This window comes from bacterium, from assembly GCA_030247525.1.
Taxonomy (GTDB): domain Bacteria; phylum Electryoneota; class JAOADG01; order JAOADG01; family JAOADG01; genus JAOTSC01.
Map to the genome: position 1 here is coordinate 1 of JAOTSC010000006.1, position 23,793 is coordinate 23,793.

The 23,793-nt window shown below is 49.8% G+C and carries 20 protein-coding genes; 14 read left to right on the forward strand and 6 right to left on the reverse strand.

Annotated elements, in window-relative coordinates; genetic code table 11:
* Nucleotides 1-677: 3-oxoadipyl-CoA thiolase (locus tag OEM52_01250; GenBank protein ID MDK9698764.1), on the reverse strand; the 677-nt coding region annotated here is incomplete at its 3' end.
* Between the two features lie 253 nt (nucleotides 678-930).
* Between OEM52_01250 and OEM52_01255 the strand changes: the two genes are divergently transcribed.
* Complete coding sequence (locus OEM52_01255) at nucleotides 931-3,768, forward strand: PAS domain S-box protein (GenBank protein MDK9698765.1); 2,838 nt, start codon at nucleotides 931-933, stop codon at nucleotides 3,766-3,768.
* A 99-nt stretch (nucleotides 3,769-3,867) separates the two neighbouring features.
* Here the strand turns inward: OEM52_01255 and OEM52_01260 are convergent, their stop codons facing one another.
* From OEM52_01260 to OEM52_01280, 5 genes are all read right to left on the reverse strand, one after another.
* The gene (locus tag OEM52_01260; protein MDK9698766.1) at nucleotides 3,868-4,563 is read right to left on the reverse strand and encodes a 3-hydroxyacyl-CoA dehydrogenase family protein; all 696 of its coding nucleotides are present in this window, start codon (nucleotides 4,561-4,563) and stop codon (nucleotides 3,868-3,870) included.
* Between the two features lie 159 nt (nucleotides 4,564-4,722).
* Entirely contained in the window at nucleotides 4,723-5,562 is an 840-nt protein-coding gene (locus OEM52_01265) for a 3-hydroxyacyl-CoA dehydrogenase NAD-binding domain-containing protein (GenBank protein MDK9698767.1), read from the reverse strand.
* A gap of 137 nt (nucleotides 5,563-5,699) precedes the next feature.
* Nucleotides 5,700-6,731, reverse strand: a complete 1,032-nt coding sequence (locus tag OEM52_01270) for a hypothetical protein (GenBank protein ID MDK9698768.1) — start codon at nucleotides 6,729-6,731, stop codon at nucleotides 5,700-5,702.
* Nucleotides 6,665-7,543 carry a DMT family transporter gene (locus tag OEM52_01275; protein MDK9698769.1) on the reverse strand — a complete coding sequence of 293 codons (879 nt, stop codon included), beginning with the start codon at nucleotides 7,541-7,543 and terminating at the stop codon, nucleotides 6,665-6,667. Before OEM52_01275 ends, OEM52_01270 begins: the two co-directional genes overlap by 67 nt.
* Entirely contained in the window at nucleotides 7,540-8,805 is a 1,266-nt protein-coding gene (locus tag OEM52_01280) for an MgtC/SapB family protein (GenBank protein MDK9698770.1), read from the reverse strand. Before OEM52_01280 ends, OEM52_01275 begins: the two co-directional genes overlap by 4 nt.
* A 698-nt stretch (nucleotides 8,806-9,503) precedes the next feature.
* Between OEM52_01280 and OEM52_01285 the strand changes: the two genes are divergently transcribed.
* From OEM52_01285 to OEM52_01345, 13 genes are all read left to right on the forward strand, one after another.
* A complete protein-coding gene (locus OEM52_01285) occupies nucleotides 9,504-12,383 on the forward strand; it encodes a hypothetical protein (GenBank protein ID MDK9698771.1) in 2,880 nt (959 codons plus the stop codon).
* A gap of 235 nt (nucleotides 12,384-12,618) precedes the next feature.
* Complete coding sequence (locus OEM52_01290; protein MDK9698772.1) at nucleotides 12,619-14,454, forward strand: tetratricopeptide repeat protein; 1,836 nt, start codon at nucleotides 12,619-12,621, stop codon at nucleotides 14,452-14,454.
* A complete protein-coding gene (locus OEM52_01295; GenBank protein ID MDK9698773.1) occupies nucleotides 14,451-15,035 on the forward strand; it encodes a GNAT family N-acetyltransferase in 585 nt (194 codons plus the stop codon). Before OEM52_01290 ends, OEM52_01295 begins: the two co-directional genes overlap by 4 nt.
* A gap of 458 nt (nucleotides 15,036-15,493) precedes the next feature.
* Complete coding sequence (locus OEM52_01300; protein MDK9698774.1) at nucleotides 15,494-15,883, forward strand: DUF177 domain-containing protein; 390 nt, start codon at nucleotides 15,494-15,496, stop codon at nucleotides 15,881-15,883.
* 87 nt (nucleotides 15,884-15,970) lie between these two features.
* On the forward strand, nucleotides 15,971-16,153 hold the full coding sequence (rpmF, locus tag OEM52_01305) for a 50S ribosomal protein L32 (GenBank protein ID MDK9698775.1): 183 nt from the start codon (nucleotides 15,971-15,973) through the stop codon (nucleotides 16,151-16,153).
* 5 nt (nucleotides 16,154-16,158) lie between these two features.
* Entirely contained in the window at nucleotides 16,159-17,148 is a 990-nt protein-coding gene (locus tag OEM52_01310) for a phosphate acyltransferase (protein MDK9698776.1), read from the forward strand.
* Nucleotides 17,148-18,131 carry a ketoacyl-ACP synthase III gene (locus OEM52_01315; GenBank protein MDK9698777.1) on the forward strand — a complete coding sequence of 328 codons (984 nt, stop codon included), beginning with the start codon at nucleotides 17,148-17,150 and terminating at the stop codon, nucleotides 18,129-18,131. Before OEM52_01310 ends, OEM52_01315 begins: the two co-directional genes overlap by 1 nt.
* A gap of 106 nt (nucleotides 18,132-18,237) precedes the next feature.
* Nucleotides 18,238-19,158, forward strand: coding sequence for an ACP S-malonyltransferase (fabD, locus tag OEM52_01320; GenBank protein ID MDK9698778.1), 921 nt, complete (start codon nucleotides 18,238-18,240; stop codon nucleotides 19,156-19,158).
* Nucleotides 19,159-19,297: 139 nt separating this feature from the next.
* Nucleotides 19,298-20,038, forward strand: coding sequence for a 3-oxoacyl-[acyl-carrier-protein] reductase (gene fabG, locus OEM52_01325; GenBank protein MDK9698779.1), 741 nt, complete (start codon nucleotides 19,298-19,300; stop codon nucleotides 20,036-20,038).
* Nucleotides 20,039-20,139: 101 nt separating this feature from the next.
* The gene (locus OEM52_01330) at nucleotides 20,140-20,376 is read left to right on the forward strand and encodes an acyl carrier protein (protein MDK9698780.1); all 237 of its coding nucleotides are present in this window, start codon (nucleotides 20,140-20,142) and stop codon (nucleotides 20,374-20,376) included.
* Between the two features lie 39 nt (nucleotides 20,377-20,415).
* Nucleotides 20,416-21,663 carry a beta-ketoacyl-ACP synthase II gene (fabF, locus tag OEM52_01335; GenBank protein ID MDK9698781.1) on the forward strand — a complete coding sequence of 416 codons (1,248 nt, stop codon included), beginning with the start codon at nucleotides 20,416-20,418 and terminating at the stop codon, nucleotides 21,661-21,663.
* 61 nt (nucleotides 21,664-21,724) lie between these two features.
* Nucleotides 21,725-22,513, forward strand: coding sequence for a ribonuclease III (rnc, locus tag OEM52_01340; GenBank protein MDK9698782.1), 789 nt, complete (start codon nucleotides 21,725-21,727; stop codon nucleotides 22,511-22,513).
* Between the two features lie 82 nt (nucleotides 22,514-22,595).
* Nucleotides 22,596-23,765 (forward strand): acyl-CoA dehydrogenase family protein, encoded by a 1,170-nt coding sequence (locus OEM52_01345; protein MDK9698783.1) that lies wholly within the window; start codon nucleotides 22,596-22,598, stop codon nucleotides 23,763-23,765.
* The last annotated feature ends 28 nt before the right edge of the window (nucleotides 23,766-23,793 follow it).

Genomic DNA, 23,793 nt, shown 5'->3' on the forward strand with positions numbered 1-23,793 from the left:
GGCTCGTCCTCTTCGATCCAAAGTGGTTCCCCTTTACGCTGGGGAATCGGAACGGGTATCAACTCGCTGACAAATTCTTCCTTTGCATTGACGGCATTTTGGTGGCTGCGTACCGCAAATTCATCCTGCATATCGCGGGTGATATGCGGATATTTCTCAGCGAGGTTTTCGGCGGTTTCGCCCATCGCTTCGGGAGGAAATCGTTTTGCCAGCAAAGGGTTCGTGAACCGCCATCCCAATGCGGTGTCGAACATGGTCACATTGCCCCGAGGTTGATTGTCGATCGGTTTCGGCATTGCCCACGGTGCGCGGGTCATCGATTCCACACCGCCGGCTATCAGCAAATCGCCGTCGCCGCAACGAATCGTCCGGGCGGCTAAATTGACCGCTTCCAGCGAACTGGCACATAATCGGTTCACGGTTACCGCTGGTACTTCATTGGGCCAACCGGCAAGCAGAACCGCCATTCGCCCAACATTCCGGTTATCTTCCCCGGCTTGATTTGCACAACCCCAAATCACTTCGTCAACGAGTGCCGGATCGAACTGTGTCTGCTCTTGCAGGTCGTGTAATACGAGTGCAGACATATCATCCGGTCGTACCGATTTCAGCACACCAAACAGTTTTCCGATAGGAGTGCGGCGCGCTGACAAAATGAAAACTTCACGATCTGACATTATTTAGATTCCTTACAGGATTGCGACAATGTACGCTCATCACATCGGCGATTCAATTCTATTGGAGGCAGCTTTACATGAAGTATGAATAGCAAGATAGCTTCACGAAACAGAAAGTGGTCGTGATTTACTACGCGACAGTCTGGTTACTCCCGAATTGAGAATCGAAATGTTAAGATTGTTGCAGACAGATACAATCGCTTCGTATCATGTAACCAAGCTATTTGCCTGAATAAACGATGCCGGAGGTTTCATGGCAGATTCACCAGATGCGAATCTACCACCGAGTAAGTTCTCTTCGAAGCAAACGCAACAACTGGAAGTCCTTCGGATTGCCGCAGATATCGCTCCATTTATCGAATTCTGGGTGGACAAGTCGGGTTTACTTGTATACGTCAATCGGTATGTTGAACAAATCCTTCAGTTAAACCGCGAACAAATCATTGGTCGATACTTTTGGGAGATCGACGATTACTATGACCACGATAAATGGAAAACGATTTGGATTCAATTAAAACACCATAACCATACCGTCTTTGAAAATAAAATTACCATCGACGAGAAGAATGTAGGGGTTTATGAAACCCATGCTACTCTTGTTAACGATGGTGAGACTGCTATCGCTGTCTGCATCTCTTTCGATATCACCAAACGGAAAGCAACTGAAATTGCGCTGCGGGACAGTGAAGCGCGCCATCGTCTGTTGATAGAAAATTCTGCTGACCCGATTTTCATACATGCCGATGGAGTAATCTGCTATGCAAATCCGGCAACGGCAACCGCAATTGGAGTCGATGATTCGATAGAACTCATCGGGATGAACACACTCGACATCATCCATCCTCACGACCGTCCTTTTATTGAAAAGCTTTTACTTCTACATCAAAGAGTCCAACTGCCCGATAACAAGGCCGAATTTCGATTACTACATCGCAACGGTTCTTCGAGCTACTATGAAATGGCTTGCTCCTCGATCTTCATCGACGATGAACCCGCCGTCCAAGTAACAACCCGTGACATCAACGACCGAAAGAAAGCATCCGAATTATTACAATCAAGCCACAACCGGTTGATTGCATTGTATCAGCTCAGCCAAAAAAGCCATCTTGGCGAGCAGGAATTAATCGAGTATGCCATCAATGCGGCGATACGTCTAACAGGAAGCACTGTCGGATACATCAACTTTGTCGAAGCGGTTAATACTACGTTGGGTGTGTTTACATGGTCGAATGGGGCTTTAGAGCGTCGTGACGCATCGGAGAATCAAAAAAGCTTTTCTTCAGATGTAGCCCGAATCTGGGGAGATTGTGCCCGTACTAAAAAACCAGTCATTCATAACGACTTTGTAGATGAACTAGCGAACCAGCGACAATCGGATGGGCAGGTCGCACTCAAGCGCCATCTGAGCGTACCGGTAGTCGAGGGAAACCGGGTTGTCATCGTCACTGGCGTCGGAAACAAAGAGGAACCGTACGATGATTCCGACGTTTTGCAAATGCAGTTGTTTGCCGATGGCCTTTGGAAACTATTAGTTCAAAAACGGATTAGCGACAAACTGCTGAAAAGCGAAGAGAACTACCGCCTCTTGTTCCACAGCATGAAAAACGCCTTTACACTTAACGAGATAATACTTGACGATGAAGGGATACCAAACGATTTTCGGATAATCGAAGCAAATGCGGCATTTGCCTCAATGTATCATGTTATGGTCGATCAGGTAATCGAACGAACGTACCGGGAACTTAATCCTACAATCGACTTGGAGTGGATTGCGGTCTGTGGAGAAGTCGCTTTAACTGGAATACCGCGAAATTTAGAATGGAGCTCACTACGAACACAAAGTAATTTTGATTTCTATATCTATTCGCCGTCACCCGGTCGTTTTGCTGTTATCAGCTCGGATATCACTGAGCGAAAGCGAGCGGAAACGGAGAAGCAATGCCTTACCGAACAACTGCAACATGCCCAGAAATTAGAAGCGATTGGTCAGCTTGCCGGTGGTGTTGCACATGATTTCAATAATTTACTCATGCCGATTTTAGGGTACTCGGAAATTCTCCAGATGAGTATGCCGAAAGACAGTCCCTTACAAAGCGAAGTACAGGAGATTTTCCGGGCAGCCGAGCGGGCACGCGATTTAACCAGACAGTTACTAGCGTTCAGTCGACGTCAAACCCTCGAAATGAAAGATATCCGGTTAAACGATGTCATTCGAAATTTTGAAAAAATCCTTCGCCGAACAGTGCGCGAGAACATCCGATTAACTATAGCTGTTCCCGAAACTCCATATACTGTCCGTGGTGATACCGGACAAATCGAACAGATATTGATGAACCTTGTTGTGAATGCGAAAGATGCTTTGCCCGATGGTGGCACGATTACAATTACGCTATATTTGCAGTCATTTTCCGAAAAAGAAGTAACAAATCAAACGGCAAAACCGGGTGACTATGCCGTCGTTGCCGTCACTGATAATGGAACAGGTATTGCACCAGAGCTACAAAAGAAAATTTTTGAACCGTTCTTTACCACCAAAGCAAAAGGACAGGGTACCGGTCTGGGGCTCTCCACAGTGTTCGGTATCGTCGAGCAACACTTGGGATTTATTCAGTTAATAAGCGAACCCAATAAGGGAACTTCTTTTCGGATATGTTTACCATTACTCCCAACTGAATCGGAAGTCGATCAGGTCAGCGGCGATCAGCCAATTATCAAAGGGGGAACCGAAACTATTCTATTGGTGGAGGATGAGCAAGTTGTCCGGGATATGACCGAGCGCTTATTAAGAATTTTAGGTTACAAAGTAATCTCGACTGACAGTCCAGAAACCTGTCTAAGCCATCCTGAAATATACTCCCGTCACATCGATTTAATGGTGACCGATGTTATCATGCCAATGATGAACGGAAAACAGCTGTATGATTATATAAAATCCTTCCGTCCAACAATGAAGGTGCTCTATATGTCAGGGTACACATCGGAAATTTTGGAGTTCGACGAAGAGATTGTGAATGGGGCAAACTTCCTCCCGAAACCCTTTAATCTGGAAACGTTAGCCACGAAAGTACGGGAAGTTCTCCGCAACTCTTAGTCTACCTGTCCGCATGATTATTCAGAGATGATCCTCTTAGCTTTCTTTGAAACGCACTCAATACTCCAGTGAACAAAAATCCATCTTGGAAAAACAAATTCACGCGCTTAGCGCGATTCCCATTGCCGCCCTCCGAACAAGCAACGGAGCGGGACGATACCGCGGATCACCGGTTTCCCGCAAAAGTCCGGTCAATACATCGAGAACAAATTGCGTCCCTAACTCGTCGCCCCATGCCAATAGACCCTTCGGATAATTCACCCCAAACAACATCGCTTGATCCAATTCGCTTGCGGATGCCAACCCTTCCTGCAAGGCAAAGCATGCTTCATTTACTAGCATTGCCAGCGTTCGCGGCAACACTCCGCCCGCCCGGTCACCGATAACTTCCATCGGAATACCCAGCAAACCGAGTTTTTCCTTGGCGGTAGCAATGGCAGCATCTGAGGAGATTTCCGTACGGGTAAACTCAAGATTGTATTTGCCAAGCGGAGGGCAAACCGCCATCCCCACCACCCGCTCAGGGTGTTTGCATAACGGAGTGTATTGGGCTGCCGAAGCCGCAACGATGTTTGCTACAATCGGTGCGCGAAGATCCATGTGCGATTCGAACAACCAAAGCTTTTGTAAGATGTTCGATTCCCAATCGGTATCGACTACCAGTGCGATTTCTACTTCCTGCAGCGAATGCAAAGGTGCGCGGTCAATCGCGACCGTCGAGATATTTTTCCCGCGTAAGTAAGTTTCCCACGGTTCACGGTTTTCTGCCGAACCCAACAATCCCCAAAGCGACATTTCTTCTCCCAAACTCGTAAGGTAAAAGTTCAATGAAGGTTTCTAACTAAACATGTTCACATAATAGTGCACTGGTAGTCGCGGGCTTTAGCCCGCGCGATACTAAATTTCAAGAATCGCAGGCTAAAGCCTGCGGCTACCATAGAGTCAAAGGTTTCGTCAATACTCGTAAAAACCGCGACCGGTTTTCCTGCCGAGCAGTCCGGCATTCACCATCGCCGTTTGCAGCGGATGCGGACGGAACCGCGGCTCTTGAAAGAAGCCATCGTACACGGCATTCGTCGCCGCATAATTGACATCGATGCCGATTAAATCCATCAGCTCGAATGGTCCCATTTTGAATCCCGCCGCCTTGAGAATCCGATCCACCGTGGGAATGTTAGCGATACCGTCGCCGACTATCCGCAACGCTTCGCCATAGTACGGCCGGGCAATCCGGTTGACGATAAAACCGGGGGAATCTTTCGCCACGACCGGTATCTTCTTCCACCGTTTCATTGTGTCGACCAGCATTGGCAACCGTTCGCGATTGCTGCGGATGCCCGGAATTACTTCCACCAATTTCATCGCCGGTACCGGATTAAAAAAGTGTAATCCGTAGAACCGTTCGGGGTGTTCCAGTACCGACGCTAATTTGTTGACCGAGAGCGATGAGGTGTTCGTTGCTATTATCGCGTCGCTTGCTACCCACCGTTCGAGATTCTTGAACAACTCGTTTTTGATCTCATAGCTTTCCGGCGCTGCTTCAATTACCAGGTCGCAACCGTCCAATTGCGACAACTGCGAAACAAACGAACAGCACAACAGACATGCCTCAACCGCTTCGGGTTCGATTGTGCCGCGCTCTGCCGCCTTAGCGAAGACCTTCCTCAAATCGAGGATTGCCCGTTTGAGTTGTTCTTCTTTTACGTCGAAAAGAACGATGGTTTCACCCGCCATTACCGCCACTGCCGCAATGCCGACCCCCATCGTTCCCGATCCACAGATGCCTACTTGCATGTCACGTCCCTCTTAACTGCTGTCTGCTTACCAAGACAAAAAGATCTGTTTGTCCGAGAATACCCGCGAAGATACAATGAAATGGGGGCTCTTGCGAGTCCCCCGGTTCCATCGAACGATTTTTTTACTTCTTATCACTAATGTGCCAATTTGCCGAAGAAACCGTCGGTGCCGCAAACAAATATCCCTTGAGTCGGTTCGACGGCGATGTCGCGGATTTCGTGGTCGACATCGGCGATTAAGAACCAATTCTGTTTGTCAAAGCTTTGCCAAATTCTGCCGTGACGTTCATCATCGGGGTTGTAAAAGCCGGAAATTGCAACATAGCCATCGTTTGGTACTTCGATAATTCGGTTGATCCGTTCCGACACTAACGCTGGGATGTTCGCCCGCTCCCACGACCCGCCGAAATTGTAGCTGCGCAAAATCGTTCCGTTGGAACACCCCATCATCATCTCATCGGCACCAAAAAACAAGATATCATTTGGAGTCGCCTCAATCGCGATTGGACCATTCCAGAGATTGCCGTTGTCGTAGGTACGGAATGCTTGGACACCGGTTGCGATATAACCCCGCCGGGCATTGGGGAAGAATTCGATAGAATAGAATCCCGTAACCGAAGTACCGCCAAACTGGTCATATAGAATCCAACTTTCGCCCTCATCCGCTGAGACATAGGGTCCGACATTGGAACCAAGCGCCCAGATGCGGTTATTACCATCGATTTTTGCGTGGTGGAATTGTTGCCCGGGATCGCCTTGGCGTTTAATAATCCAATCATCGCCAAAGTTAGAACGATAGATTGTACCTTCCTCGCCAAAGACAAATGTATAATTGCCGTGTTTCAGGATATCCCAAACGGTTGTGTTGGTCGGTAACTCAATCGCCTGAAGTCCGAACCGGGGATCGCCGCGATACAAGTAACCATCGTCGCCAGCGAGGTAAATCACATTGCTGATTGCACGAATAACATTCAAGTGTTGGCTCGTGGGAGCTGTTAGATGCTGCAATTGCAATGTATCGGCGGGTTCCGGGAGGATAGGATTGCTTTCGTGCTTATTCGGCTTACAGCCGGAGGCAAGGAAAAGTATCGATAGAGCGATTACGATGACCGCCGCGATATCGCGACGCCAGTTAGAATGAATGCTGCACCAAGTATCGTGTTCCATGCGATCACCTCATCTAAAACTAACCATGCAAAAAACACACCCCAAACCACATTTAAATATACAACCATTCCAGTTCGTGCGGCCCCCCGGTGCTTCAATAGCCATGACCATAAACTAAAGCCGATTACAGTCGAAGCCAAGCCCAAAAATGCCACACACGACCAAGCGACGATATCCGTGGGAATCCGGTCGGGAAACGTAAACGGATAGGTCGGCAACAACAATACCGTTCCGATAACGACCGCCACTGCCGGTGCCGCCATTGATCCGGCGCGTTTTGCAACATCGTGGATAAGCAGCGTATACAAAGCCCAACTGAACGGACATAGTAAGATAACAAAGACCCCAGTCAATGCCGTCGTATCAAAACCAAATCTATTACGCGACAGAGTTAGGATAATCACACCGAGAAAAGAGACCCCCGCCCCGAGAAAGAACCGCTTCGATACTTTTTCCCCGCGAAAGAGAATCGCACCGCCGATGATGAAGGCGGGATTCAGCGATATAACCAAACTTGCCAATCCGGCGCCGACTCGGGTTTCACCGGTATTGAGGGCGATATTGTATAAAGCGGTGGCGCTGAGTCCGGCGATGGTGAGTTTCAACCATTCCATTTTCGTGAGGGTAAGCAGAGTATCGCGATGACGCCAACTAATCCAGAGAAAGATTGGGATGGTGGGAATAAAACGGGCGAGCACCAGTTGCCATGGAGTAAACGCCTCGAGCGCAATTTTAATGAATGCGAAAGCCGATCCCCAGATGGCGGTTAGTAGAAGAATCGCGCCAATCTCGACCTGTCGGGAAGCTTTCAAAAGATATTCCAGAGCAGCGGCAATAGCGAGGATACACCGATAACAAGGAGGATGGGTACCAATTTCTTCCGGTACACCGGTGTTCCCACGACAGCGGCAATACCAGCTTTCAAAATACAATTGGCAAGAATTGCAGCAGCGACACCGGCAGTTAAATAAAACGATGGTAAACCGGCAACGGCAAACTCGCCGAGGGATAGCACTGCCGCATCAACCGAAACCGAACCGGAAAGGGCTGCAACCAGTACCACACCACGATCACCAAGAAATTCAACCGCCAGCCGGGCGAAAAATGTGGCAGCAGCGAACAAAAGTCCGAAATTTAAGGCGACCATCAAGCGAAACGGGTTATTGAGTGTGAGCGAAGTGTGGCGGTCGGATTTCGATTTTACCAAACGTAGTGAAATATAGGCCCCGATTATCAATCCTGGAATCGCAATTGGCAATATTTCTGCCCAGTACTGCGGAACGACAACGATGGTCAAAACGACGGCACGAATCGGCATTGTTGCCGAAGCGATAATCGCAGATGTGGCAAATGTTTCCGAATGATCCGGCTGTTCCTGAGAATGCTTTGCCAACGTCATGGTTGCCGCAGTGGAAGAAACAATCCCACCCAATACCCCGGTGACAATTACACCGAGGGTTTTGCTAAACATTTTCAAGGCGACATAAGCCGAGAATGAGAGTAGGCTGACCAATACAACGAAGAGCCATAACCGGTATGGATTTAGCGCTTCGTAAGGACCCATTCCTTTATTAGGTACAATTGGCAATACGATGAAAATAATCACCAGTAACGTCACCGATGCCCGGATGTCTTCATAGGAAAGGTGGGTCGTTAGCTGATGGAGTAGCCGTTTCGATGAGAGGAAAAAGAGTATAGCAATCACCAGGGCTAACGCGAGATGATAATGTTCCCACCAACACAATCCGCCGAGCCCGAAGACCAGTGGCGATACCATTTCCGTTGTGGTACCTTCATCGCCCCCTTTTAAAATCGACACGAGGTGACTGGAAAGCACTAACAGCGAAGTACCGGCAAACGCTAATAAAAAGAAACCGGGAATATGTTTATCGTCGATGAATGCGGCAATCGCGCCACCCAATGCGACAAACACAAACGTGCGGATTCCACCGAACGATTTATCGAGCCGACCGGCGGCAAATTGCCGCTCGGTACCAATTAAGGCACCCAACAGAATCGCTAAACCGAATGAAACATACTCGGTAGGCAGTAGATTACCCGACGTTTCTAACAAACCGAAGGCTCCGCTTCCACAGTTAAAAGTGAGGATAAAATATACAGTTCTTTTCGTTAGAATAAAAGGATATCTGTTGTTTTCTAAGGATGAACATGGTAGCCCGTACCTGCCCAAACGTCGTAAAGGCGTATGTCATACGCCATTTATTGTAGCTCAGGTAATCCTGCTTGACTAAGGGTAGTGACAGGCCTCCAGACCTGTAAATTGGAGATTTGGCAACCCGCCATGCGGCTCACCAAAGGTAATTCCAAAAGAATATTGTTTCGTGTGTATGGGCGAATCTCGTGCTCGCCCCCTGACCGGCGACTTTCGAGCAGGGTCAACTCCGTATCCGATACTCGAGATATACAACCCTTGTCGAACAGGAGAATTTGGAATAGAGATGACACTCTTCAATGATGTCCTCTTTTCCATCTTTGACAAAATTCTTGCTCAAGTCGTATTGCGAATTTGCTGAGTCCGAAAACCCGCTTCCACAGGGACGTATAGCAATACGAACCAACGAAAAACGAGAGTTATCCGAATTCTTAATAGGTTACAAGATTGTTGGTACTACTGTTGCTAACTGGACAAATAGTCGAAAACGAAACACACTTTGTGAAGTAGTGAATGCAATCTTGTTTCTGTTGGGGCGAGGATATACTATATTGTTTTCGTAAAACATCTTCCCTTGAGTGCAACTCGAGATATTCATCGTGCGACCTACTGCATATCCCATTCATAAACCAACGCTGCTGCTTGTTACTCTAAGCGTTTGGTTTGCTCTTATCATCCCGATGGCGTCTGCTCAACAGTATGCTTTTTACACATACGACAATGTGCAATTTCCCGATATCGGCGAAATCACCAGCAGTATGCAGGACAGTCGCGGCTTTCTTTGGTTTAGTGGTTCTCAAGGTATCGTTCGTTATGATGGTTGCGAGTTTCGGCGGTTTTCGGTCATCGATGGTTTACCCAACAATTTCGCGTACAATGTCGTTGAGCGACCCGACGGCCGCCTAAGCATTTGCACATGGGGTGGCGCGTGCATTTTTGATCCCGTAACTGGTTTAATTTCAAGCGATTTCTTGGGTGAAAAGTTAGTTGTGAAAAATGTCTATCCGACACAAAACATGACACTCTATGCGACGTCGGCGGGATTAATGATTCGGCGGGGAGAAGGACTCTACTGTGTAACTTGGCGCTTTTTAAACCCAACCCAATACAATTCCAACTTTTTGGTTGATTTTCATTACGATCCTCGAAGTGATCTGTTATGGCTTGTAACTGAGATGGATGGTATCTACTCGGTGAAGCTCACAAGCTTATTACAATTGTGGGAGTTTAAGGATAAAGCAATACAACAGGAATTTGAAAACCTGTCTCCTGAACAGTTTTTAGCAAAACATCCATCCAGTGTTACGGGTCTCAAACAGGGAGTTGCTCATGCCGCTTATTCGACTTGTTTACATTACGAATCGGTTGAGTCGGCGCGCGCATTGTTTCAATCGATTAGCACTTTTTACTACCCAAATCTCAATACAACATCTTGGTTTTGTTATAAATTGCAAATTGACAACAACGGTATGGTTTGGGTGTTAGCTCGCGATGGCATTTACCGCATTCAGAACCAGAAACTGGTAAAAGCGCCGACGGTCGGACCCTTTGCCGGTAAAATCGATTTCTTTCGAATCTTTGGAAATGATCAAGCGGTTGCCGGTTCCGATGGTTTGTTCGTTATTCGATCATCCGACACCTTGCATTTTTCCGTCGCAACAGGACTTTCTTCGGACGAAGTAAGTAATTGTTTATATGACAGTCAAGGTATCTATTGGATCACAACGAAAGAAGGGGTACTACATAAGCTCCCTTCAACTGGAATTCGCGTTTACAACAAAGATACGACCCCTGAACTCAAGGGGATTATTGACGCAGTCCAAACAAAAAGTGGCGATGTCTTTATTGCTACGACCGATCGTTTGATGAAGTATTTCGATAACACACTAACCGATCTAAAAATTCGACTACCAGATAAGAATATCATCCGAGGACTTGCACTTGATTGCAACGAAGATGTAGTCTTTTTAACCGATTCAACACTTTATCTGTATCAGCATCATCGAGTTAGGGTTTTAGCAGATCACCTTACAACCGGCTATGATAAAGCCACTTTTTCACTGGATCATACTGGAAAGCTTTGGATTAGTTGTGGATGGTTCATTCGGCAATGGGACGGCAAGCATCTTCACTATCATCCGGATTGGCAAAAATCGCTGTTATTCAACAATTTCATTCACACCAGCGAAGATGGGTCGACCATTTTTGGTAACTGGAATTTTGTATACCGGCTACAGTTTCCATATCTGTACCGGTTTTCTACGGGAGATGTTGTCCGGTGGGATTATCGCGACTTCGACAGTAGTTACGCAATTATCTCCAATACCTCGCGGATTAAAGACCCTGTTGTTACCTCAGGGGCGTATGCCTTCGATTCCCATTTCTACTTAGGAACATTCACCGGCTCCATCATGCGTTTGCAAGGAGATACGCTGATCGATTGCGATTTGAGTCGTATTGGTACAATCGGTGGGATAAATCGTTGCGTGCGCGACCTCGAAGGGAATCTCTACTTTCTCGGCAGCGAAGGCGTCATTAAACTGGATTCCAGCGGCTTTTCGCAGATGGATCTCTCGCGAGATCACACTTACCGTTTCAACGATCTCTACATCGATTCACTTGGTAATCGGTTTTTTGCCACCTCGAATGGATTACTGTTCACAAACAACCAAACGCAGCTTGTCATCGACCATCAGTTCGGGTTAACCGAAAGTAATGTCCAGAAAATCTTGGCACTTGGCGAAAACCGCTATCTATTGATTCAACCCAATAGCATTGTATCGATTGATTTCAACACGCTATGGCAATCCGAATCAACTACGAAACCGGTATGGGTGACCGGTGTATGGGCGAATAACACTCTGCAAGCAATAAAGCCTACGATTGAACTGGCTCTTGGACAACGTACGTTGAAAATCCGATATGCATCGATGGATTTCCTTGCTGAGAAGTATAATCGGTACCGTTGGAAGTTGAACGGATTTACCGACACGTTTTCTGCCCCTTCTACGCATAGTGAGGTAACTTTTCTCCGAATTCCGCCCGGCACCTATCAATTGTATGTCCAAGCCACCAACGTTTTCGGTCATAGTTCCGAGATCGAGCGACCAATCATCATAACGGTACCGGCATTTTTTTACGAAACAACTGCGTTTAGAGTTCTGATTGGGGTGCTGCTGTTGGGTACGGTTGCGATGATTTATTCGATCCGGTTACAATCCCAAAAACGGGCAAACATCCTTTTGGAAGAAAAAGTGGCAGTTCGAACAAAAGAGTTGGCGGAAGCGTTGGAGAATGTAAAAGTATTGAGCGGTTTCATTCCGATTTGTGCCAGTTGCAAACATGTCCGCGACGATCAGGGATACTGGCAACAAGTTGAACAGTATATCTCCGAACGATCGGATGCACAGTTTTCACACAGCATTTGCCCCGATTGCGCTCGAAAACTGTATCCCGAATTTTACAAGGACAAGAAGTAGCCTGTTCATCAACACTCGATAGTAACCCCTCCATTTTTCGATTCTTGATAACGAAAGATGGTTTAATTGACACACACAATCGGTTCAATCGACAATTCGTTTTGATCCAGTGTGCGTTAACAATGTGAACACTCCACTGTATAGTTGGCAATCAAAGCGCAGTATACTGACATTTTGTTGTTCTCTCCGATTTTCTTGCACTGGATTCGTATTATTTTGTACTATCGATTGACCCATGAATCGCATGAACCAGATGAGCCGCCTTGCCTATTTTGTATTCTTCCTGCTCGGATTCGGGCTGGGACTGATACCGTGCGCCTTTGCGCAAACGACGGCGGCACCCACTCCGACGAAACCACTCCCGAAACAACAACCGCAAAATCTCCGCGATTTTCAAGCCGGACAGCAATTCGAGATGCGGGGGAAATACGACGAAGCGCTCGAACAGTACCGCCGTATCCTGCAAACCACGCCGGGCGATGTGAATGCATTACAAGGGGTTGCACGGGTGCTGGCACGAACGCGAAAGTACGAGGAGTTGGAACAACACTGGCAACAATACTATTCCCAAGCGCCGGTTTATATGCGCCCGCAAATCGACGGCGAACTCGGCGCCTTGCTCTGGCGGCGGGGAGATCACGCCAACGCCCGTGCCCGGTGGGATGCCGCACTGAACGTCAATCGCAACGAAGGTGGCTATACGGCGCTCAATAACGTATTGCTACAATACGGGATTCACGAGGAAGCGATTCGGATTCTCCTCGAAGGTCGAACGAAATTAGGCAACCCGACACTCTTCTCCTATCAATTGCTCCAGCTCTACCTATCGGCGATGAATCCGCGCGCAGCCGCACTGGAAGCGGTACAACAGGTGCGTATCAATCCCGGACTCGAATCGAATTGGTCCTATTGGCTCACCCAATTCGGCGAAGAAACCGAAACCGTGAACACCTTACGGGATGTATTGCAAAGCGAACTGGAAAAACCGGCAGCGCCGGCAGTGCGCGGCGGTATCGCCTCGATTCTCGCCAGCGTTTCGTTTCATACCGGAAATTTTACGGCGGCTGTTAGCGAAACAAACCTTGCCGATTCGTTACTCAATGGGAGGGGAATACGGTTATTCGGATTGGCAAACCAATTGTTGGGCGAGGGGGAAGTCGTTGCGGCAAAATCCGCGCTGCAAATCGCCACCCGCCGCCAATCGGGTGAAACCCCGCAGATATTGGAATTGCTGGCAAAATTGGAGCTGGCACAAGGCGATACGGTCGCGTCGCGTTCCCGGTTCGAGGAATTGGTCAAGAAGTATCCCACCGCCCCGGAGTCCGAAACCGGCGCATTGACGTTGGCGCGAAGTTATCTGCCCCGTCAACCGGAACAAGCTGCCGAGTGGGCACGAAAAGCGTTGTTGCATCCGATGAAATATCATCCTGCCGAAGCGCGGGTGATTTTAATCGAAGCGGCATTGGCGCAAGGTTCGATCCCCATCGCCGAACGGATTCGCAACGAGGCATTACATTCCAATGGGCTCGATTTGCCAAAATTCTCCGGTCAACTTTCGCTCTTGGGTTTCCGCGCGTTGTTGCTTTCCGATGCCCCCGATTCGTTGGTCACGAATGGACTCACACTGCTCGACCAAGTGCGGTTCGACGATCCAGCGAGCGTAGAAGCGTTACGGTGGCGATTGCTTTGGAATTCCTGTACTGCGAGACCGGAGTTATTGGCAGTACTGCGGAAAGGCGAACGGGCGTATGTTACCGGAAAGCCATTCCCGGCGCTCGATTCGCTGAATCTAACGAAACAAGATGAAGCGGAGAAGGAACTACTGGCGCGCATCATCGTGTGGACGGAAGGGACACCACAGCAGACGTTATGGATCGACCGTTTGTTGACCCAATTTCCCACCGAGCCGCGGTTGCCCGGTTTTCTTTTGCAACGGGCGGAAACGCGCTACCGGCAAGGTGATACCGCTTCCGCGTTGCGTGATCTTGAATTGATATTGCAACGCTTCCCCAATCGGCCGGAAGAGGAACGCGCCCGTAAACTCTTGCGCGCCTGGAGTAAGGAAGGGTGAGTCAAATCGAACTGCGGGAAGAATCGTTATCGCAGCTTTCCGACTATGCGAAACTCTCCATCCGTTTTACTGTCGCAAGTGTTCTTACTCTCCACCAAACCGATGACCAACTGTCTGGCTTTCCCCTCACTGAGACTGGTATAGAAAATCCTTACGAAAAAGATTACGATGCGATTCCCGGAAATCACCCGACTGAATGGGTCAAGCGCTTTGATGTTTCGCAGTGGGGGATGATTTGCGCCTACCATGAGCAAAACCGGATCGGTGGCGCGATTATTGCGCATAACACGAAGAGCGTGCACATGCTGGAAGAGCGCGCCGAGTTAGCGGTATTGTGGGATCTGCGGGTTGCCGGGGCGTGGCGCGGAAACGGCGTCGGGAAACGGTTATTCGATGCGGCGGAGGCGTGGGCGAAACAGCGGGATTGTCATTGGCTAAAAATCGAAACGCAAAACAACAATGTCGCGGCGTGCCGTTTCTATGCCCGTTGTGGTTGTGTATTAGGCGCAATCCATCGCTTCGCTTACCCGGAGTACCCGGAAGAAATACAGTTGTTGTGGTATAAGTCGCTTGAAGAGTAAATTGCTTTGCCCATAGGCAAGGCGCACAGAGGGAATCGTTTCGACTCGGTGTGACGAACGCCGCAGACATAGGGTGGCTGAATCTGACCGAAACGCCTATAGGTCGATTTTATGTTTATCAATGAATTACTTTGACTCTAATGGTAGCTGCCAGCTTTAGTCCGTAATTTTTGGTTTGGTGTTAGTTGTGTTGATAATAAAACACAAATAATCATGATGTGACAATTTTTTAACACCAAAAATCCGTTTGATATCAGGCTCGAACTGAATACGACCAAAAAATTTGCGAACTCAGAGATTGTCAGCATACACATCCAGTTACTTGCCCTCGATTCTCCGGGAAAACCTCGAAAAGAAAGTTTTTCTCAGCATAACTTTCGGAAAAGCCTCGTCAGATAAGTGATTTGCGTTGTCTTTCAACTTGACTAAGCCGAGGGAATGCCGTATTTTAGCGGGTTATGAAATTACAAATCGCTGCCGGTTCGGACGGCGAATGGGTAGTTACGCTTACGCCGACTGCCGATGAGCTTGGGCTTCCTCAAGATCCTGCTTTCACGGATATTTCCGTCGAAATCACAGTGACGCAGAGGGATCGCCAGATCATGCTTGATCTTGATGCGTACGCCGCGGTGACAACCGAGTGTTATCACTGTGGTGAACCGTATACCTTTACCATCAATCCAAGCTTGCAACTGCGCTGCTTGCGGGTTCCCAATCCCGACCGCGACAGTGGCGACGAAAATCTGAAATTCATCGGGCTGATGGAAACCTCCATCGAACTCGAACAGGATGTCCGCGATTTGTTGTTGCTCGAATTGCCGATGCGAATCGTCTGCTGCGAGCAATAATCGTTTTGGTTTACTGGAGGTTGAATCGTTGGTTCAACCGAACTGGGCATACGCAATACGCCCGTACAAGAAAGAAAGAAGAGTAAAATGGCGGTACCGAAGAAACGGACCTCGAAACAACGCAAACTGAAGCGCCGAACTCACCAAGTACTCACCGCAGTTGCCGTTGTGAAATGCAGCCACTGCGGCGCATCCCGTAAACCTCACTACGCATGTGCGAGCTGTGGTTACTATGACGGGCGCGCAGTGTTAATCGCCCGCGAACAGTAACTGATATGCGCATCGCGGTCGATGCGGCGGGCGGCGTTTTTGCACCGGCAGCGCCGGTGCAGGGAGCACTCGCGGCATTATCCGCTCGCGGCGCGCCGGAACATATCCTGTTGGTAGGGAATCGCGAACTCATCCAACGGGAAATCGGAAAACGTAGCGACGCCCGGGTGAGTATCGTCGAAGCCGATGAGGCAATCAGCGATCACGAAGCGCCCTTGAAAGGACTTCACCGGCTCCCTCGTACCACGATTGTCGTAGCACATGAATTGGTAAAGGAGGGACGTGCCGATGCGGTTGTTTCCGCCGGCTCGACTGGCGCACAATTGGCAGCCTCGGTATTGAAATGGGGCAAACTCCGCTGGGTATTGAAACCAGCTTTCGGTGCCGTGATTCCCAAGCCGGCGGGATCGGGATTCATCCTCGATGTTGGAGCCAATCCCACGGTAGCTGCCGTGCACTTAGTCCAGTTTGCCGCAATGGGTGCTGTCTTTGCGGAACAGTTGTTGAATATGAAGAATCCGCGTGTCGCATTGTTATCCAACGGCGAAGAAGCTAACAAGGGTAACGACGCGGTGCGCGGCGCTCATCAAATTTTAACCCGCAGCAATGTGTTGCGGTTCGTCGGGAATATCGAAGGCAACGAGATTTTTTCCGACAAAGCGGATGTCATCGTTACCGATGGTTTTACCGGTAACATTTTTTTGAAATTTGCGGAATCGCTTCCCGCGCTGTTTGGCAACGAAGGATCGTCGCGGCTTGCCGCCTTTGATCCGAAACGTTACGGCGGCGTTCCGATTCTCGGCGTAAAAGGCATTTCGGTCGTTTGCCACGGCAACTCGAATGCCGATGCTATTACCGCCGCCATCATCGAAGCGAACCGAATGGTCAAGGTACAGTTGACCGAAAAAATGGAGAAGCTTGCCGCGAAACTTCGTTGGCAGCGTTTCCTCTTTAAGCCGCGCCGCGGAAATGGCGCAGCAGGTGAACCCGTATGATTTTTGCCAAATTGGTCGCAACCGGACGTTTTAATCCGGAGACCATCCTTACCAACGCCGACCTCGAAAAAATGGTCGACACCACCGATGAGTGGATTTATACCCGTTCTGGTATCCGTGAACGCCATATCGCTAAAGTTGGCGACGCCAATAGCGACTATTGCGCTGCTGCCGCTAAAGTAGCGCTCGAGCGCGCCGGCATGAGCGCCGAAGAATTGGACTACATCATTGTCGGTACTGTCACCGGCGATATGAAGTTTCCGGCGACGGCGGTATTCGTGCAAGCGAAAATCGGGGCAAAAAACGCCACAGCGTTTGACATTGCCGCCGCCTGTACCGGTTTCATTTACGGAATCGAGCTGGCAAATTCGCTCATTAAATCCAGCGCCGCCAAAAAAGTTATGGTGATCGGCGCTGAAATATTAACCAGTATGGTTGATTGGGAAGACCGTGGTACCGCCGTGCTGTTTGGCGATGGCGCGGGCGCTGCGATTTTCGTTGCTGAAGAAACCACCGAACCGATTGGCGTATTAGCGACCTATTCGAAATCCGATGGGACGCTGGCGCATCTGCTCAATCATCCCGGCAGCGGCAGCATCCTGCCCCCGTCACACAAGAGTATCGATGAACGGAAACATTTCATCAAGATGTCGGGGAATGAGGTATTCAAGCATGCCGTCCGGATGATGGAAGATTCGGCGGTCATCGGTCTCGAACGCGCAGGCATTCCGCTCGACCAAGTGGATTTATTGATTCCACATCAAGCGAATATCCGGATTATCGAAGCGACCCAGAAGCGTTTGAAACTGCCGAATGAAAAAGTATACATCAACCTGGATCGCTACGGTAATACCTCGGCGGCGTCGGTACCGATTGCTTTGGATGAAGCGATAGAGCTTGGCAGAGTGAAGCGCGGTGACATCGTTGTGTTTGTCGCCTTTGGCGGTGGCTTCACCTGGGGCAGCGCAATTGTAAAGTATTAATGCTGGAAGTTGGACAGGGTTGTCCAACCTGCGTAGTCGAACGACAAAAATGTCGGTCGTACGGAAGTTTCGGGTTCGATGAATCGAACCCCTACAGGAACCAAAAATGTCGGAATACGTATTTCTATTTCCGGGACAAGCGTCGCAATTCGTCGGCATGGGGAAAGATTTTATCGGGCAGTACCCCCATGCGAAAGAACGATTTACAGAAGCGTCGGAAATTCTCGGAGTCGATTTATTGAAGGTCTGTATCGAAGGGCCGGAAGAGGACCTGAAGCAGACAAGAATAACGCAACCAGCCATCTTCGTTCATTCGGTTATCGCCGCGGAACGATTGCTTGAGCGTGGTATTACTCCGGTTGCGGTTGCCGGGCACTCCCTCGGCGAGTATTCGGCGCTGGTTGCCGCGAAGGCTTTTGATTTTGGTACCGGGATCCGGTTGGTCGCCTTGCGCGGCAAACTGATGCAAGCTGATTGTGAAGCGAATCCATCGACGATGGCGGCAGTTGTTGGCTTGCAACCCGATCAGATTTTACAAGTGTGCGCCGATGCGAAAGACACCGGGATTGTCGTCCCCGCGAATTTCAACAGCCCCGGCCAAACCGTTATCTCCGGCGAAGTCCCGGCAGTATTACGGGCGATGGAATTAGCAAAGGCGGCCGGCGCGCGGATTGTAAAACAATTACAAGTCTCCGGCGCGTTTCATTCGCCGTGCATGAATAGCGCTGCGGTCGGTATGCAACTTCCGCTCGACGATGCTATAATAAAAGCGCCGGTTTGCGACGTTTATCCGAACGTCACCGGAAAAGCGACCCGCGATCCGGAAGAAATTCGCCGCTGTCTCAAGGCGCAAGTCACTGCGCCGGTATTGTGGGCAGATACGATTGCGAATATGCGCGCTAATGGTCTTATGCGATTTGTTGAAGTCGGTCCGAAGAATGTCTTGCAAGGCATTCTGCGCAGTATCGATAAGGGGATTGATATTCAATTGGCGGGAACGGTTACTGAGTTGGAAGCATTGTTGTAACATCAGTAGGGGCGTGCCGCGCACGCCAAAATTTCGACCGACAAGAGTGTCTGTCGTACCGTAAGGAACTGCAATACGCGCTTACGAAAAGAGGACGAGCCTATGCTGCGTTCCTCGCGAATAATTGAGGGGGAGAGAATTGTTAACGGATAAAATAGCCCTTGTGACTGGAGCGGCACGCGGCATTGGTCGCGCGATTGCCGAGCGGTTATTGGCGGACGGCGCCATCGTTTTCATTAACGATCTCTTTGCCGCCGATGTCGAAAAAACCGTAACTGAGCTTTCCTCAACCAATACCGGAAAAGTATTCGGCATCGCCAGCGACATCTCTACGGAAGAAGGTTCCAGTGCTGCGATCAACGCCCCCGTCGAAAAATTCGGCCGGATCGATCTCTTAGTTAATAATGCGGGTATCACTCGTGACGGGTTAGTGATGCGGATGTCGCTCGCTGACTGGGAAAAAGTCATTCACGTCAATTTGACCGGAACGTTCCTTTGCTCGAAAGCGGCTTCCCGGAAAATGCTTTCGCAGAAGAGCGGCCGGATTATCAACATCAGTTCAGTCGTCGGTGTGATGGGCAATGCCGGACAAGCGAATTACGCCAGCAGTAAAGCGGCGGTGATTGGTCTTACTAAATCGCTGGCGAAGGAGTTCGGTTCCCGCGGCGTAACGGTAAATGCGATTGCTCCCGGTTACATCGAAACCCCGATGACCCACGTCCTCTCCGAAGAGGTGCGTCAGAATTTTATGAAGTCGATCCCCTTGCAACGCGCCGGAACCCCGGAAGACGTTGCCGGAGCGGTCGCGTTTCTCGCCGGACCCTCGTCGGCGTACATCACGGGACAAGTGCTGCACGTTGATGGCGGCATGGTAATGTAGTTACCTTTAGGATTATCCGGTTCGCACTTGTACCGGAGAAAATGAATTTCACCTTTGAAATGGCAACCGCGGCGACAAAATGTGCCGCAATTGGAGGAACAATGTCCGATAAGGCTTTGAAAGTCAAGGAAATCATTGCCGAGAAGCTTGGCGTTAATATGGAACAATTAACCGATAACGCACGGTTTATCGAAGATCTCGCCGCCGACTCGCTCACCATTACCGAGCTGATGATGGCATTAGAGGATGAGTTTAAACTGGAAATCGTCGACGAAGACGCCGAAAAATTGAAGACCGTCGGCGACGCAGTCAAGTATATCGAATCGAAGGTTTCCTAATCGAGAGCGGGCATCGTCCCGCGAAATCGTGGAGTCGTTATGTCGAAACGACGGGTAGTTATCACCGGTCTCGGTGCCATTACACCCATCGGGATTGGCGTGGACGCGTTTTGGGAAGGGCTGAAACAAGGAGTTTCCGGCGCTGGTCCTATTACGCTGTTTGATGTCACCAATCATGAAACAAAATTCGCCTGCGAGGTGAAAGGGTTCGATGCAACCAAATGGATCGACGCGCGCGAAGCGCGCCGCTACGACCGTTATTGCTCGTTTGCCGTTGCCGCTGCGGAATTGGCAATTGAACATGCCGGTTTGTCCAACTGGGAAGGCATCAATCGTGAGCGGGTTGGCGTCGTGGTTGGCAGCGGTATCGGCGGTTTGGGTGTATTTGAGGAACAGTCTAAAATTCTGTTCGATCGAGGACCGCGCCGTTTGAGTCCGTTCTTCATCCCGATGATGATTTCCGACATTGCAGCGGGTATTATTAGTATCCGGCACAGCTTGAAGGGTATCAATTTCGCGGTAACCAGCGCTTGTGCGACCGGTACTCACGCCATCGGCATTGCTTATCGCCACGTCTTGTTTGGCGACGCGGATATCGTGATCTGCGGCGGAGCGGAAGCGGCGGTTACGCCAGTGGGAGTCGGTGGTTTCAATTCGATGAAAGCACTCTCTACCCGGAACGACGACCCCACCCATGCTTCGCGACCATTCGATAAAGACCGCGATGGCTTTGTCATGGGCGAAGGTTCCGGTATCGTTGTCATCGAAACATTGGAATCGGCAAAGCAACGCGGCGCAAAAATTTACGCCGAAATTGCTGGTCTTGGATTCACCGGCGACGCTCACCATTTGACGGCTCCCGCTCCGGAAGGAGATGGTGCTCGTCGGGCGATGGAAGCGGCAATTGCCGAGAGTGGTTTACCGAAAACCGCCTTTGGCTACATCAACGCCCACGGCACCTCGACCGATTACAACGACAAGTTTGAAACGATGGCGATAAAGAATGTGTTCGGCGAACACGCTTATAAGCTGGCAGTTTCGTCAACGAAGTCGATGACCGGTCACTTGTTGGGCGCTGCTGGCGGCGTCGAGACGATTGCAGCAACGTTAGCGGTGGCGAATGGAATCCTGCCGCCAACGATAAATTATACCACCCCCGACCCGGAATGTGACCTCGATTACGTCCCGAACGTAGCCCGGGAGAAGGTTGTGGAAGCCGCTCTTTCGAATACCTTCGGCTTTGGCGGTCACAATGCCGTGTTGGCAATCAAGCGGTTTGTGGAGTAACGTTGCTAATGTTTATCGGGGGCGTATATTCACGCCCCTGTAAACATTCTGTGAATATAAAATGTTCGATCGCATTCGCGAATGGCTGCTTGGCACCAAACCAGTGTCGGCGAAAGATGTTCCGCCGGAGCTGGTCGAGTTGCAGCGGCGATTGGGGTATCGTTTTCGCGATCCGGCGCTCTTGCGGCAAGCGCTCAAGCACCGCAGTTTTTTGGGGCAATCGGGCGAAGCACGCCACGAAGCCAATGAACGGATGGAGTTTCTTGGCGATGCTGTACTCGATTTAATCGTTTCCGATTACATCTATAAACGTGATGTTTGTGCGAGCGAAGGGCGATTAACCCAAATTAAGTGTACGGTTGTATCGGGAAAATCGCTTGCCCGGTTATCCGATGAGTTGGGGTTGGGTGAATTTATCCTCATGAGCGATGGGGAGTCCCGCTCCGGTGGACGGCAGCGCTCCTCGATTCTCGAAGATGTGTTTGAAGCGGTAACGGCGGCGATATATCTTGATGGCGGATTTTCTGCGGCACAGAAATTCCTCAATAAAGTAGTTTTGAACCGCCTCGACCAGTTGTCGACATTGGAACCATTTAGCAATCACAAATCGGAACTACTCGAGTGGGCGCAGGATATCGGTTTGGGAACGCCAAAGTACCACGTATTACAGGAAGAGGGGCCGGAGCATAAAAAACTCTTCCACGTTTCGGTTGAAATAGCCGGAAAACCGGTCGCCGTCGGGCAGGGGAATTCCAAAAAAGCCGCCGAACAGTGCGCCGCAAGAGTCGCATTGGAAACGGTTCAGAACCAAAACGGAAAACTCGACGATCTGACGCCAGTACAATCATAGCGATACTTTTTGTTACATTGGTTCAGGCATATACGATTTGCCAACCATGCACCAATGACATTCCCTGGAGGAACGGACAATGATGGATTATTTCCTAACCGAAGATCAACAGCAGTTACGCGATCTTGCCCGGCAAATCGCCATTGAAAAAGTAAAGCCGCGGGTTGCCGAACTGGATCGCGAAGGCGAATTCCCCTGGGACTTAGTGAAAGTGTTTGCCGACGCCGGGCTCTATGGCGTATATGTCCCGGAAGTGTACGGCGGAGTGGGAATGGGTGTATTTGAACTTGCCCTCATCACCGAAGAACTGTCCCGGATCGATGCCGGTACAGCATTAGCGTTAGCCGCCTCCGCGCTTGGAACGTTCCCAATTTTGCTTTCCGGTAATGAAGAACAGCGAAAACGGTTTCTTCCCGATTTGGCGAGCGGTTCCAAACTCGCAGCGTTTGGTCTCACCGAACCGAATGCGGGCAGCGACGCTGGAAGTATAAAAACCACCGCAATCAAGAAGGGCAACAAGTACGTTCTGAATGGCAGTAAAGTATTTATCACCAATGGCGGCGTTGCAAAAGTATATACCGTCGTCGCCTCGACTGATCCATCGAAGGGTTCCCGTGGCGCCTCCGCGTTCATCGTAGAAGAGGGCACCCCCGGCTTTACCTATGGAAAAGAAGAGGATAAAGTCGGTATTCGCGCTTCGGCTACCCGTCAGCTCCATTTTGATAATTGCGAAATTCCCGAAGAAAATCGCATTGGACCTGAAGGCGGCGGATTCCTGGTCGCGATGAAGACCCTTGACCGCAGCCGCCCCGGTGTTGCCTCGCAAGCGTTGGGAATCGCACAGGGCGCGCTTGATCTCGCCCTCGAATATTCGCGCGAACGAATTCAATTCGGTCAGACAATCAACAATTTCCAAGCGATCCAGTTTATGCTCGCCGACCTCGCGATTAAAGTGGAATCGGCGCGGGCGTTGTTGTATCAAGTAGCGCGGATGGTTGATGCCGGAGTGAAAGATGTCGCCCGCGAATCGGCAATGTGCAAGGTACTCGCGTCCGATGTCGCGGTTGCAACTGCTATTGACGCCGTCCAAATCTTCGGTGGTTATGGTTACATGCGCGACTATCCGATTGAGAAGTTTATGCGCGATGCCAAGATTACCCAGATTTACGAAGGTACCAATCAAATTCTGCGCGGCGTTATCGCAAAGCATTTGATCAAGGAATCGGCGAACAACGTGAAGTTGATGGGATAAATGAAGACTGGGGGGATACAAATAGTGT

Coding starts and splice junctions, on each gene's coding strand:
- OEM52_01255 (MDK9698765.1), top strand. CDS start 931: ATGGCAGATTCACCAGATGCGAATCTACCACCGAGTAAGTTCTCTTCG.
- OEM52_01260 (MDK9698766.1), bottom strand. CDS start 4,563: ATGTCGCTTTGGGGATTGTTGGGTTCGGCAGAAAACCGTGAACCGTGG.
- OEM52_01265 (MDK9698767.1), bottom strand. CDS start 5,562: ATGCAAGTAGGCATCTGTGGATCGGGAACGATGGGGGTCGGCATTGCG.
- OEM52_01270 (MDK9698768.1), bottom strand. CDS start 6,731: ATGGAACACGATACTTGGTGCAGCATTCATTCTAACTGGCGTCGCGAT.
- OEM52_01290 (MDK9698772.1), top strand. CDS start 12,619: ATGAATCGCATGAACCAGATGAGCCGCCTTGCCTATTTTGTATTCTTC.
- OEM52_01300 (MDK9698774.1), top strand. CDS start 15,494: ATGAAATTACAAATCGCTGCCGGTTCGGACGGCGAATGGGTAGTTACG.
- rpmF (MDK9698775.1), top strand. CDS start 15,971: ATGGCGGTACCGAAGAAACGGACCTCGAAACAACGCAAACTGAAGCGC.
- OEM52_01310 (MDK9698776.1), top strand. CDS start 16,159: ATGCGCATCGCGGTCGATGCGGCGGGCGGCGTTTTTGCACCGGCAGCG.
- fabD (MDK9698778.1), top strand. CDS start 18,238: ATGTCGGAATACGTATTTCTATTTCCGGGACAAGCGTCGCAATTCGTC.
- OEM52_01330 (MDK9698780.1), top strand. CDS start 20,140: ATGTCCGATAAGGCTTTGAAAGTCAAGGAAATCATTGCCGAGAAGCTT.
- fabF (MDK9698781.1), top strand. CDS start 20,416: ATGTCGAAACGACGGGTAGTTATCACCGGTCTCGGTGCCATTACACCC.
- rnc (MDK9698782.1), top strand. CDS start 21,725: ATGTTCGATCGCATTCGCGAATGGCTGCTTGGCACCAAACCAGTGTCG.
- OEM52_01345 (MDK9698783.1), top strand. CDS start 22,596: ATGGATTATTTCCTAACCGAAGATCAACAGCAGTTACGCGATCTTGCC.